At 68.6% G+C, this 13,564-nt stretch carries 7 protein-coding genes; 4 read left to right on the top strand and 3 right to left on the bottom strand.

Annotated features, from left to right (window positions below; translation table 11 throughout):
• The first annotated feature begins 22 nt into the window (after positions 1-22).
• Positions 23-1,759, top strand: a complete 1,737-nt coding sequence (locus ACFC8N_RS00245; RefSeq protein WP_356020729.1) for a glycoside hydrolase family 13 protein — start codon at positions 23-25, stop codon at positions 1,757-1,759.
• A 123-nt stretch (positions 1,760-1,882) separates the two neighbouring features.
• Complete coding sequence (locus ACFC8N_RS00240) at positions 1,883-3,268, top strand: alpha-amylase family protein (RefSeq protein ID WP_376284963.1); 1,386 nt, start codon at positions 1,883-1,885, stop codon at positions 3,266-3,268.
• Here ACFC8N_RS00240 and ACFC8N_RS00235 read toward each other — a convergent pair.
• Both ACFC8N_RS00235 and ACFC8N_RS00230 read right to left on the bottom strand, forming a co-directional pair.
• Positions 3,265-4,617, bottom strand: a complete 1,353-nt coding sequence (locus ACFC8N_RS00235; protein ID WP_376284960.1) for an RNA-guided endonuclease InsQ/TnpB family protein — start codon at positions 4,615-4,617, stop codon at positions 3,265-3,267. The two genes, ACFC8N_RS00240 and ACFC8N_RS00235, sit on opposite strands and share 4 nt — an antisense overlap.
• 114 nt (positions 4,618-4,731) lie before the next feature.
• Complete coding sequence (locus tag ACFC8N_RS00230) at positions 4,732-6,816, bottom strand: carbohydrate-binding module family 20 domain-containing protein (protein WP_376284957.1); 2,085 nt, start codon at positions 6,814-6,816, stop codon at positions 4,732-4,734.
• A gap of 183 nt (positions 6,817-6,999) precedes the next feature.
• On the opposite strand from ACFC8N_RS00230, the gene pulA reads away from it, so the two are divergent.
• Both pulA and ACFC8N_RS00220 read left to right on the top strand, forming a co-directional pair.
• Positions 7,000-12,375, top strand: coding sequence for a pullulanase-type alpha-1,6-glucosidase (pulA, locus tag ACFC8N_RS00225; RefSeq protein WP_376284954.1), 5,376 nt, complete (start codon positions 7,000-7,002; stop codon positions 12,373-12,375).
• A 69-nt stretch (positions 12,376-12,444) separates the two neighbouring features.
• Entirely contained in the window at positions 12,445-12,807 is a 363-nt protein-coding gene (locus ACFC8N_RS00220; RefSeq protein ID WP_376284951.1) for a 5-carboxymethyl-2-hydroxymuconate Delta-isomerase, read from the top strand.
• Between the two features lie 10 nt (positions 12,808-12,817).
• Here ACFC8N_RS00220 and ACFC8N_RS00215 read toward each other — a convergent pair whose 3' ends face one another.
• On the bottom strand, positions 12,818-13,534 hold the full coding sequence (locus tag ACFC8N_RS00215) for a TetR/AcrR family transcriptional regulator (RefSeq protein ID WP_356020740.1): 717 nt from the start codon (positions 13,532-13,534) through the stop codon (positions 12,818-12,820).
• Between the last annotated feature and the right edge of the window lie 30 nt (positions 13,535-13,564).

Here is a 13,564-nt window from a genome sequence, read left to right as displayed (position 1 = left end):
TCCCTTACCCATCAAGGACGCCATGAGCCAGCAGCACCCTGCCGCACCGGCCCCCCACTCCGCCGCAGCCGCCGTCGCCGACCGCCGCGACTGGTGGCGGGACGCGGTCATCTACCAGGTCTACCCCCGCAGCTTCGCCGACAGCGACGGCGACGGCATGGGCGACCTGGCAGGCATCCGCGCCCGCCTGCCGTACCTGCGCGACCTCGGCGTCGACGCCGTGTGGCTCAGCCCCTTCTACGCCTCCCCGCAGGCCGACGCCGGCTACGACGTCGCCGACTACCGCGCCGTCGACCCGATGTTCGGCAACCTGCTCGACGCCGACGCGCTCATCCGCGACGCGCACGAGCTGGGCCTGCGCATCATCGTCGACCTCGTTCCGAACCATTCCTCCGACCAGCACGAGTGGTTCAAGCGCGCCCTCGCCGAGGGACCGGGCTCGCCGCTGCGCGACCGCTACCACTTCCGCCCCGGCAAGGGGAAGGACGGCGAACTCCCGCCCAACGACTGGGAGTCCATCTTCGGCGGCCCGGCCTGGACGCGGGTCACCGAACCCGACGGCTCGGCCGGAGAGTGGTACCTCCACCTCTTCGCGCCCGAGCAGCCCGACTTCAACTGGGAACACCCGGCGGTCGGCGACGAGTTCCGCTCGATCCTGCGCTTCTGGCTGGACATGGGCGTCGACGGCTTCCGCATCGACGTCGCCCACGGCCTGGTGAAGGCCGCCGGTCTGCCCGACCTGGGCGCGCACGACCAACTCAAGCTGCTGGGCAACGATGTCATGCCGTTCTTCGACCAGGACGGCGTGCACACGATCTACCGCCAGTGGCGCACGATCCTGGACGAGTACTCCAAAAACGGGGGGCCCGAAGGGCCTTCGTCAGAAGGGCGGTGGCGGGAGACGGGCGGGCGAATCTTCGTGGCCGAGGCCTGGACGCCGACCGTCGAGCGCACCGCGAACTACGTCCGCCCGGACGAGCTGCACCAGGCCTTCAACTTCCAGTATCTGTCGACGGAGTGGGACGCGAAGGAACTCCGCACGGTCATCGACCGCACCCTGGAGGCGATGCGCCCCGTCGGCGCCCCCGCCACCTGGGTCCTGTCCAACCACGACGTCACCCGGCACGCCACCCGCTTCGCCAACCCGCCCGGCCTCGGCACCCAGATCCGCACGGCGGGCGACCGCGAACTGGGCCTCACCCGGGCCCGCGCCGCCACCCTCCTCATGCTCGCGCTGCCCGGCTCGGCGTACGTCTACCAGGGCGAGGAACTGGGCCTGCCCGACGTGGTCGACCTCCCTGACGAGGTCCGCCAGGACCCGGCGTACTTCCGCGGCGCCGGCCAGGACGGCTTCCGTGACGGCTGCCGGGTGCCGATCCCGTGGACCCGCTCGGGTCCGTCGTACGGTTTCGGCGACGGGGGCAGCTGGCTGCCGCAGCCGGCCGAGTGGGCCGAGCTGAGTGTCGAGGCGCAGACCGGAGTGGCCGGCTCCACCCTGGAGCTGTACCGGGCCGCGCTCGCCGCGCGTCGGGAACACCCAGCGCTCGGCGCGGGCGACGCGGTGGAGTGGCTGCCGGCGCCGGACGGCGTCCTGGCCTTCCGCCGGGGCGCGTTCGTGTGCGTCGCCAACACTACGGGGGAGGCGGTGACCGTTCCGGCCTACGGGCGGGTCCTGCTGGCCAGCGGTGAGCCGGTCGCGACCGACGGCGAGGCGACCGTGCCGGCCGACACGACGGTGTGGTTCACCACCCGTCACTGAAATCTCTTGCACCAACTTCACACGGCCCGCTGCCTTTTCAGGCGGCGGGCCTTTAACATCTCCGTCACCGCAAGTTGGCTGAAATTTTTCAGCAAGAGCCTTCAACGGTGAAGGAACCCCCACATGGCACGCAGAACACTCCCCACGGCACTCGCGCTCACCATGGCCGCCTTCGGCCTCACGGTTGGCATGAACCCGACCACCGCCGAGGCCTCCCCGCCCGGCACCAAGGACGTCACCGCCGTCCTCTTCGAGTGGAACTACGCCTCGGTCGCCCGCGAGTGCGCCACCACCCTCGGCCCCGCCGGCTACGGCTACGTCCAGGTCTCCCCGCCCGCCGAGCACATACAGGGCCCGCAGTGGTGGACGTCGTACCAGCCGGTGTCGTACAGGATCGCGGGCCGGCTCGGTGACCGGACCACCTTCAAGAACATGATCGACACCTGTCACGCGGCCGGGGTGAAGGTCGTGGTCGACACCGTCATCAACCACATGTCGGCGGGCAGCGGCACCGGCACCGGCGGCTCGTCGTACACGAAGTACGACTACCCGGGCCTGTACTCGTACCCCGACTTCGACGACTGCACCTCCCCGGTCACCAACTACCAGGACCGCTGGAACGTCCAGCACTGCGAACTCGTGGGCCTGGCCGATCTGGACACCGGCGAGGAGTACGTCCGCAAGACGATCGCCGGCTACATGAACGACCTGCTCTCACTCGGCGCCGACGGCTTCCGCATCGACGCCGCCAAACACATCCCGGCCGAGGACCTGGCCAACATCAAGTCCCGCCTGACGAACCCTTCCGTCTACTGGAAGCAGGAGGTCATCTACGGCGCGAACGAGGCCGTCCAGCCCTCCGAGTACACCGGCAACGGCGACGTCCAGGAGTTCCGCTACGCCTACGACCTCAAGCGCGTCTTCAACACCGAGAAGCTGGCCTACCTCACCAACTTCGGCGAGGGCTGGGGCTACCTGAGCAGCTCCGTGGCGGGTGTCTTCGTGGACAACCACGACACGGAACGGGGCGGCTCCACCCTCAACTACAAGGACGGCGCCACCTACACCCTGGCCAACGTCTTCATGCTCGCCTGGCCCTACGACGCCCCCGACATCAACTCCGGCTACGAATGGTCAAACGCGGACGCCGGACCGCCCAACGACGGCCAGGTCAACGCCTGCTGGCAGGACGGCTGGAAGTGCCAGCACGCCTGGCCCGAGATCAAGTCCATGGTCGCCTTCCGCAACACGACCCGCGGCGAGGCCGTCTCCAACTGGTGGGACGACGGCAACAACGCCATCGCGTTCGGCCGGGGCGCCAAGGGCTACGTGGCCATCAACCACGAGTCCTCCGCCCTGACCCGTATGTACCAGACCTCACTCGCGGCGGGTACCTACTGCGATGTGCAGAGCAGCAGGACAGTGGCGGTGAACTCCAGTGGGCAGTTCACCGCCACCTTGGGCGCCAATACGGCGCTGGCGATCTATGCGGGGAAGTCGGGCTGTTAGTTAGTCGTTCTGCACGTCGCATTGACGATTTCGCTGCCGTTCACCGGCCGCGATTCCCGTTGTCCGCCCCGGAGGGCGGGTTGGGCTTCACGCAACCGCCTCCGGGGTTGCCCGGGACTCGGCACCGTTGGGCGCCTGCGCGTGCTGTTGGTGACCGAGCCACCCGTCCGGCGGGCTCGGGCGTGAATCTCGACGGCGGCATTGTGGTCGGCGTCGTCCTCGTGCCCACAGTGCACGCAGACGAACAGCCGGCCACATCCCGGACGTGACTCCGGGTCGACCTTTCCGCAGTTGGGATTTCCGCAGGTGTTGGAGCTGTGAAAGGCAGGAACCACGCGAAGTTCCGAGCCGTGGAGCTTGCACTTGTACTCAAGCTGTCGACGCCGCTCTCCAGGACAGTTGTCCAGGATCGACTGGTTCAGGGCCGCCTTGGCCTTGACGTTTATGCCGGGACGCTCAACGTTTCCGTTGGCGCTCTTGGTCATGTTCTTCACACGTAGGTCTTCGATGCCGACGTAGCCGTGGTTCTTGGCGAGATCGGTCGTGAGCTTGTGCGTGAAGTCTCTTCTCCGGTTAGCCTGGCGGGACTTGATCTTGGCGATCTGCTCGATTGTCCGGCGCAGACGGTTGCTGTACCGGCGTCCTTGGTGCTTCTTCGCATAGGTGAGCTGCCGGGCCTTCTTCTGTTCCAGATGCTTGAGTCGGGCCTTCTCCGCTTTGGTGAGCGTCTGCGGCATTCGCCTGGGCTGGTCTTCCGTGGACACGAAGGCGGAGGCTGCAACGCCGAAATCCACGCCACACCCCGGCTTGTCGAGCCGTGGCATCGGCTTGATCCCCGTCGCCACGCCGAAGGAGACGTGCCAGCCAGTACCGTCCTTGCTGACCGTCGCGTTGCGAAGAGTCCCACCCAGTGCGCGGGAGAGACGGAATCGCACCCAGCCGATCTTGGGTAGTCGTACCTCCGCCCAGTGGCGACTGAGTTTGCGCACCGTGAGATTCTGTCCTGGGAGAGACACCGTCAGCCGATGGCCACGCTTCTTGAACTGGGGATACCTGGCCGGGTGAGAGGGATTGAAGAAGTTGTCGAACGCTCTGTCCAGGTGATGGAGTACCTGCTGGCCAGCGGCTGCGGGAAGCTCCGCGAGCCAGTCGATTTCGGCTCTCGCTGCCGTGAGATGCAGGCATTGCTCCACGGCCCGCAGTGTCACGCCGCGCTGCTTGTAGACGTGCTGTCGTTGCTCCAGCGCTAAGTTCCACAAGGCTCGTGCGGTGTGACCCCACTTGGTCAGGACCTCCTCCTGCCCGTGGGTGGGGTACAGGCGATACTTGCGTCCCGTGTCGGCTTTCATACGACCGGATCAACGACGCTCGTGGCGATCGGTCATGGTTTCGGGTCTCGGAAGAGAGAACGGGCTGTCACCGATGGTGATTCGGTGACAGCCCGTTCGGCGGGGCTGTTACGGCTACTGCCAGGTGTCACTGGTCGTGTAACCCGATGAGCTGCCCGTTGTATAGGAGCGGTTGCTTCCCGACTCCCAGGTCACGTTCCCGGAGCTGTCCCTCTTCAGGAATTTGTACTCGAATGTCGTGCCCTTGGGGACGATGGCGAGCTTGTTCCAGTCCGGGTACGACGCCGAGGACAGCGGGATGGCGTCGGCCGTGTTCCAGGAGCCGAGCGAGGGGATGGAGCCGGAGACGTAGACGTTGGTGCCCCAGTCCGTCGTCGCGTTCTCGTGGAAGGTGACGTCGGTGGCGTCCGTGTCCGCCACGTTCCAGGAGTTGTTCAGGGTGAGGGCCGAAGTCGCCGTCGCCGCCGACCTGTTGGCGTTCGACTCCCAGGTGACGTTGCCGGCGCTGTCCTTCTTCATGTACTTGAAGGTGAAGGACGTGTTCACCGGCACGCTCACCTCGCCGGACCACTCCGGGTAGCCGGACGACGAGAGCGCCACCGCCTTCGAGGTGTCCCAGCCGCCCAGGGCGGCGATGGAGCCGACCACGTAGACGTTGGTGCCGGACGTGGTCGAGGCGTACTCGTTGAAGGTCGCGCTGACCGTGTCGCCGGAGCCGCCGCCGGCGTTCCCGCAGCCCACCGTGCAGGTGTAGGAGGAGTTGAAGAAGGCGACCGCGCCCTTCGCGGGGATGGTGATCGAGGCGCTGCCGCCGGAGACGGTCACGGTCGTCCTGCCGCCGTCGATCACGTTGGTGTACGTGCCGTCGGCCATGCCCGTCGTGAACGTGTAGGTCGCCGCCGTCGTGCCGTTGTTGAGGGCGAAGAAGCCCTTGCCGCCGCGGCCGAAGCCGATCACGTTGGACGACATGGTCTGCCAGTCGGAGACCGCGGCCGTGTCGGTCGCGTTGTGCCAGGCCACCATGCCGACCACAGCGGTGTCACGGTCGAGGCAGTACCAGGCGCCGCTGGAGCAGTCCGTGTCCGTCACCATGCCCGACGAGTTCGGCGGGGCCTGGTCGCTCTGGGTCCACTCCCAGCTGGCGTACACCGTCGGGGTCGACCACTGGTAGGCGAGCTGGAAGAGGTTGGCGAGCTTGTAGGTGTCACCGTCCTTGTACGACATGTGCAGGCCGTTGCGTTCGGTGTCGTGGTTGGTCACGAAGGACACCGAGTCGGCGGCGGGCAGGATGCCGGACGACGACAGTGAGGCCAGGTCGCTCACGTTGCCCTGGAAGGCCGACTTCATCTTGCTGGCGTAGGTGAAGTCCAGGACGTCACCGGTGCCGTAGTAGTCGCTCGGCTGCGGAGTCGAGCCGGGGTAGATCTCCTGGAAGACGTACGGCGCCGTCCCGGACGCCGTGTTCGTCAGCTTGCCCTCGATCGCCGCGATGTCGGCCTCGGGGATGTGCTTGGCGGCGTCGATGCGGAAGCCGTCGACGCCCAGGGCGAGCTGGGAGTTGAGGTAGTTCGCGAGGCCCGCGCGCACGGTGTCCGACTCGGTCTTGAGGTCGGGCAGGCCCAGCAGCTCGCAGTTCTGGACCTGGGTCAGGTTCGAGTAGTCCTGGATGGTCAGGTCCGAGGTCGGGCACTCGCTGGAGTCGTGGTAGTCGGTGCGGGACCAGTTGGGTGTGGCGTACTTGTTCGTGATGGTCGTGCCGTTGTAGCCGGTGCCGGTCTGGGCGGCGGTGTGGTTGATCACCGCGTCGGTGTAGACCTTCACGCCCGCCTTGTGGCACGCGGTGATCATGGCGCTGAACTTCGCCTGGCTGCCGAAGCGGCTGTTCAGGGAGTAGGAGTACGGCTGGTAGACGTCCCACCAGTAGTAGTTCGTCTGCTTCAGGGACTCCTCCGGCGGTGCCACCTGGACCGCGCCGTAGCCCGCCGGGCCCAGCACGTCGGTGCACTCCGAGGCGATCGAGTCCCAGTTCCACTCCCACAGGTTGGCGATCACGTCGCCCTTGGCGGTCGTCCTCGCCTGCGCGGGCGTCGCCGGCAGGGCGAGCACGCCCGCGAGCGCCAGCGCTCCGGCGGCCATGGCCCCGGCCGTCCGGCGGAAGACGCCCGCGGGACCCGGTGGTCGGTGTCGGTTTCCGGTCATCTGCGGCTCCGAGAAAGGATGGGGTTTGACAACCGGTGAGCGTGCGGCAGTTGAGAAGGGCACGTCAAGGTTGACGTTGAAACTTCTTGCTGTGAGTTTCAAGCCTCTTGCTGTAAAGCTTTCGTTGGGGATACGGTCGCGCGGGGTCGGACCCAAGAGAGCCGCATTCGCTAGGAGTTACGCGTGATACCCAGAGCGAGACGGGCCGCGGCCGTCACCGCCGCAGCCCTCGCCGCCGCCCTGATCCAGCCACTGGCGGCCCACGCAGCCACCCCGCCCGCACCCCCGTCGGACGCGGCGCTCGCCGCCCAGCCCGCCCGGCACGACGACACCCGCGAGCAGTTCTATTTCGTCATGCCGGACCGCTTCTCCAACGGCGACAAGGCCAACGACAGGGGCGGCCTCACCGGCTCGCGCCTCGCCACCGGCTACGACCCCACCGACAAGGGCTTCTACCAGGGCGGCGACCTCAAGGGCCTGACCAGCAAGCTGGACTACATCAAGGGCCTCGGCACCACCGCCATCTGGATGGCCCCGATCTTCAAGAACAAGCCGGTCCAGGGCACCGGGGCGGGCGCCTCCGCCGGATACCACGGCTACTGGATCACCGACTTCACCCAGGTCGACCCGCACTTCGGCACCAACCAGGACCTGAAGGCCCTCATCGCCAAGGCCCACGCCAAGGGCATGAAGGTCTTCTTCGACGTCATCACCAACCACACCGCCGACGTCGTCACCTACAAGGAGAACTCCTCCGGCTACCTCTCCAAGGGCGCCTTCCCGTACCTGACCAAGGACGGGAAGCCCTTCGACGACGCCGCCTACGCGGACGGAAGCAGGAAGTTCCCGGCCGTCTCCGGCGCCTCCTTCCCGTACACCCCGCGGGTCACGAGCGACAGCAAGGTCCCGGCCTGGCTCAACGACCCGACGATGTACCACAACCGGGGCGACTCGACCTTCGCCGGCGAGTCCGCGACCTACGGCGACTTCTCCGGCCTCGACGACCTGTGGACCGAGCGTCCCGAGGTCGTCCACGGCATGGAGCAGATCTACGAGCGCTGGGTGAGGGACTTCGCCGTCGACGGCTTCCGCATCGACACGGTCAAGAACGTGAACATGGAGTTCTGGACCCAGTGGGCCACCGCGCTGGACACGTACGCGGCCGCGCACGGGCGGAAGAACTTCTTCATGTTCGGCGAGACGTACGACAGCGACACCTCGGTGACCTCGCCGTACGTCACCCAGGGCCGCCTCGACGCCACCCTCGACTTCCCCTTCCAGGACGCGGCCCGCGCCTACGCCTCCCAGGGCGGCAGCGCCCAGAAGCTCGCGAGCGTCCTCGGCGACGACTGGAAGTACACGACCGACAAGGCCAACGCCTACGAGCAGGTCACCTTCCTCGGCAACCACGACATGGGCCGCATCGGCCACTTCCTGAAGCAGGACAACCCGAAGGCGACCGACGCCGAGATCCTGAAGAAGGACAGGCTCGCCAACGAGGTGATGTTCCTCAGCCGCGGCAACCCGGTCGTCTACTACGGCGACGAGCAGGGCTTCACCGGCTCCGGCGGCGACAAGGACGCCCGCCAGACCATGTTCGCCTCCCAGGTCGCCGACTACCTCAAAGACCCCGAGATCGGCACCACCCGCACCCACGCGAGCGACTCCTACGACACGAGCGCCCCGCTCTACCGCGACATCGCCGCCCTCTCCAGGCTCCGCAAGGCCAACCCGGCCCTGACCGACGGCGTGCAGACGGAGCGGTACGCGGCCGACGGCGCCGGGATCTATGCCTTCACCCGGACGGACGCCAGGACGGGCGCCGAGTACGTCGTCGCCCTCAACAACGCGGACAGCGCGAAGACGGCCACCTTCGCGACGGGGTCGGCGGACATGGCGTACCGGGGGATCTACGGCGTGGACGGCTCGGTGCGGACCGGCGGGAACCGTGAACTCACCGTCACCGTCCCGGCCGAGTCCGCCGTCGTCTACCGGGCCGCCGGCCATCTCGCCGGGCCCGCCGCCAAGCCGGCGGTCACCCTGACCGCCCCGGCCGCCGGAGCCACCGGGACCGTGGACCTCGCGGCCGACGTCGACGGGGGACAGCTCGACCGGGTCGTCTTCGCCGCCCAGGTCGGAGACGCCCCGTGGCAGGTGCTCGGCTCCGCCGACCACGCCCCGTACAAGGTCACCCAGACCCTCGGCAAGGCCGTACCCGCCGGAACCGCCCTGCGCTACAAGGCCGTCGTGATCGACTCGGCCGGGCACACCGCGAGCGCCACGGCGAGCAGCACCAGCGGCACCCCGCCCGTGACGCCCGTCCCCACGGCCTCCTCGCGGGACTACGTGATCGTCCACTACAAGCGCGCCGACGGCGACTACGGCAACTGGGGCCTGTACGCCTGGGGCGACCTCGCCGACGGCGAGTCCACCACCTGGCCGGCCGGGCACCCCTTCACCGGCCGGGACGCCTGGGGCGCCTTCGCCTACGTCAAGGTCAGGCCGGGCGCCTCGAACGTCGGCTTCCTGGTCGTCGACAAGAACGGCGACAAGGACGTCTCCGCCGACCGGAGCATCGACGTCACCAGGACCGGTGAGGTCTGGGTCGAGCAGGGCAAGGCCGACGTCCTCACCCAGCGGCCCGCCGGATATCCCGCACAGGACACCGCCAAGGCCGTCCTCCACTACCACCGCGCCGACGGGAACTACGACGGCTGGGGCCTGCACGTCTGGACGGGTGCCGCGAACCCCACCGACTGGTCGAAACCGCTCCAGCCGGTCAAGACTGATGCCTATGGCGCGGTCTTCGAGGTGCCGCTCGGCGCGGGTGCCACCAGCCTCAGCTACATCATCCACAAGGGCGACGAGAAGGACCTCGCCGCCGACCAGTCACTCGACCTCAAGGCGAACGGCTACGAGGTGTGGCTGTTGAACGGCCAGGAGAAGTACCTGCTCCCGCAGCCGGCGGGCAGCGCGGCCGCGCTCGACCTGACCACGTCCAAGGCGGTCTGGATCGACCGGGACACGGTCGCCTGGGACGGCGCCGACGGGGCCGCCTCCACCCAGCTGCTCTCCTCCCACGACGGCTCGATCACCGTCAAGGACGGGGCGCTGACCAGCGACGACGAGCGCTGGATCCGGCTGGAGAAGACCACGCTCACCGACGCCCAGAAGGCGAAGTTCCCGTATCTGAAGGACTACACGGCATGGTCCGTCGATCCGCGTGACCGGGATCGGGTGCGTACGGCGCTGACCGGTCAGCTCGTGGCCTCGCAGCGGGCCGCGAACGGCGCCGTCCTGGCCGCGACCGGCGTGCAGATCGCGGGCGTGCTCGACGACCTCTACCCGGGTGCCACCAAGGCCGCGCTCGGGCCGGTCTTCCACGACGGCAGGCCCACCCTCTCCGTCTGGGCGCCGACCGCACAGAGCGTCGCACTGGAACTGGACGGCTCGGTCAGGGCCATGCACCGCGACGACACGACCGGCGTCTGGTCCGTCACCGGGCCCGCCTCCTGGAAGGGCAAGCCCTACCGGTACGTCGTGAAGGTCTGGGCGCCCAGCGTCCGCAAGCTGGTCGTCAACAAGGTCACCGACCCGTACTCGGTCGCGCTCACCGCGAACTCCGCGCGCAGCCTCGTCGTCGACCTGAACGACAGGTCCCTCGCCCCGAGCGGCTGGGCGGGCCTGCACAAGCCCAGGGCCGTGCCGATGAGGGACGCGCAGATCCAGGAGCTGCACGTCCGGGACTTCTCCGTCGCCGACAGGACCGTCCCGGCGAAGGACCGGGGCACCTATCTGGCCTTCACCGACAAGAACAGCGACGGGTCGAGGCATCTGCGGGAGCTGGCGAAGGCCGGAACGTCGTACGTGCACCTGCTGCCCGCCTTCGACTTCACCTCCGTCCCGGAGACGAAGGCCGACCAGCAGAGCCCGGCCTGTGACCTCGCCTCCTACCCGGCCGACTCTGACCAGCAGCAGGCGTGCGTGGCGAAGACCGCCGCGAAGGACGCCTACAACTGGGGCTACGACCCGTACCACTTCACGGTCCCCGAGGGCTCGTACGCCACCGACCCGGACGGCACCGCCCGCACGGTCCAGTTCCGGCAGATGGTCCAGTCCCTCAACCAGGACGGTCTCAGGGTCGTCATGGACGTCGTCTACAACCACACCGCGGCGAGCGGCCAGGCGGACACCTCCGTGCTCGACAAGGTCGTGCCCGGCTACTACCAGCGGCTCCTGGCCGACGGCTCGGTGGCCAACAGCACCTGCTGCTCCAACACCGCGCCCGAGAACGCGATGATGGGCAAGCTGGTCGTGGACTCGATCGTCACCTGGGCCAAGGAGTACAAGGTCGACGGCTTCCGCTTCGACCTCATGGGCCACCACCCGAAGGCCAACATCCTGGCCGTCCGCAAGGCCCTCGACGCGCTGACCCCCGCCAAGGACGGCGTCGACGGCAGGAAGATCATCCTGTACGGCGAGGGCTGGAACTTCGGCGAGGTCGCGAACGACGCCCGGTTCGTGCAGGCCACGCAGGCGAACATGGCCGGCACCGGCATCGCCACCTTCTCCGACCGCGCCCGGGACGCCGTACGCGGCGGCAGCCCCTTCGACGCCGATCCCGGCGTCCAGGGCTTCGCCTCCGGCCTCTACACCGACCCCAACTCCTCGTCCGCCAACGGCACCCCGGCCGAGCAGAAGGCCCGGCTGCTGCACTACCAGGACCTGATCAAGGTCGGGCTCAGCGGCAACCTCGCGAAGTACCGGTTCACGGACACCGACGGCAAGGCGGTCACCGGAGCGGAGATCGACTACAACGGCTCGCCCGCCGGTTACGCGGACGCGCCCGGCGACGCCCTCGCCTACGTCGACGCGCACGACAACGAGTCGCTGTTCGACGCGCTGACCTACAAGCTGCCCGCGCGGACGAGCGCCGCCGACCGGGCCCGGATGCAGGTCCTGGCGATGGCGACCGCCGCCCTCTCGCAGGGCCCGTCCCTCTCCCAGGCGGGCACCGACCTGCTGCGCTCGAAGTCCCTGGACCGCAACTCCTTCGACAGCGGCGACTGGTTCAACGCCATCCACTGGAACTGCGCCGACGGCAACGGCTTCGGGCGCGGGCTGCCGATGGCGGCCGACAACCAGGCCAAGTGGCCGTACGCCAAGCCGCTGCTGAGCCAGGTCAGGGTCGGCTGCCCGGACATCACCGGCGCCTCGGCCGCCTACCGGGACCTGCTGAGGATCCGCACGACCGAGCCGGCGTTCTCCCTCGGTACGGCCGCGCAGGTGCAGGACGCGCTCTCCTTCCCGCTGTCCGGGACGGACGAGACGCCCGGGGTGATCACCCTGCGCCTCGGCGACCTGGTGGTCGTCTTCAACGCCACCCCGCAGCGGCAGGAGCAGACCGTCGCGGCCCTGGCCGGGACGCCGTACCGGCTGCATCCGGTGCAGGCCTCCGGTGCGGACGCGGTGGTGAAGACCTCGGCCTACGCGGCCGGGTCGGGCACGTTCTCCGTCCCGGCGCGGACGGTGGCGGTGTTCACCCGGGCAGGGAAGTAGGGTCGGGCTCTCGTCCCGGAACGGTCGTAGAAAACCGTCGTGGAAAACCGTCGTAGAACAGGAACGCCCATGCCGCAGATCACCATCGACTACTCGGACCTCCTGGCGGACGCCTTCGACCGTGAGGGCTTCGCCCGGGAGCTGCACGAGGCGACCGTGGCGATCGCGGCGGCGAAGCCGGAGGCCTGCAAGACGCAGTTCCGGCCGAGCGCGTACACGGTGTTCGGGTACGAGGACCCCGGGGCGCGCGGGCACGCGATCGTGCACGTGACGATCGGGCTCCTCGCCGGACGCAGCGACGAGACGAAGGCGAGGCTCACGGAGACGGCCCTGGAACTGCTCCGCGGGCACGTGGCGGACGCGGGTATCGCCCTGCACGCCTCCGTCGAGGTCCGCGAACTCGACGCGTCCTACCGCAAGTTCGACCGGTAGCGGCCGCCGCTCAGGGCGCGAGGGTGATGAGCCGGCCGACCAGCTCCGCGAAGGTGCCGTCGGCCGGCTCGTCCTTCACCATCTGCTTGAGCAGGGTCGCCATGTCCGCGTCGTAGGCCGCGCTGACCGCGACCAGCGCGGCGAAGTCGTGCACGAGCTGGAGCTCCAGCTCGGCGCGCGGGACGCGGCGGCCGTCCAGCCACAGCAGCGCCGTCGACTCGGCGAGCGAGATCCAGGACCGGACGACGAGCTCCAGGCGCGGGGAGGCGTCCGTGACGCCGAGGTGCGCGAGGATCTGCTCGTAGGCGGCCTGGCGCACGGAGTCGATGAGCGCGTTGGTCGTGGAGACGTGGTCCTTGGTGCCGATCCCGTCGGCGGAGACGGCCGGGCCGCCGCGCATCAGCGCCGAGAAGCCGGGTCCGTGTTCGTCCACGAAGTCGAAGTAGCGGCCCATCACGCGCAGCAGCCGGGCGCCGAGCGGACCCTCGTGCGGCTCGGCGAAGCGGGCCGCGAGCTCCTCCGAGGCGCGCTTCAACGCGGCCTCGTACAGGCTGAGTTTGCCGGGGAAGTAGTGGTACACGAGCGGCCGCGAGATGCCCGCGGCCGTCGCTATCTCGTCGATCGAGACCTCGTCGGGCGAGCGTCGGCTGAACAGGTCGAGCGCGACGCCGATCAGCTGCTGCCGCCGCTCCTCGACGCCCATCCTGCGGCGAACCCCGGTACTCATGCGAACACCTTACCGATCGAATCCGGCCGC

The sequence above is a fragment of the Streptomyces sp. NPDC055966 genome (genome assembly GCF_042269865.1).
GTDB lineage: Bacteria > Actinomycetota > Actinomycetes > Streptomycetales > Streptomycetaceae > Streptomyces.
Note: the sequence above shows the minus strand (reverse complement) of the source record. Positions and strands in the feature narration are given on the sequence as shown.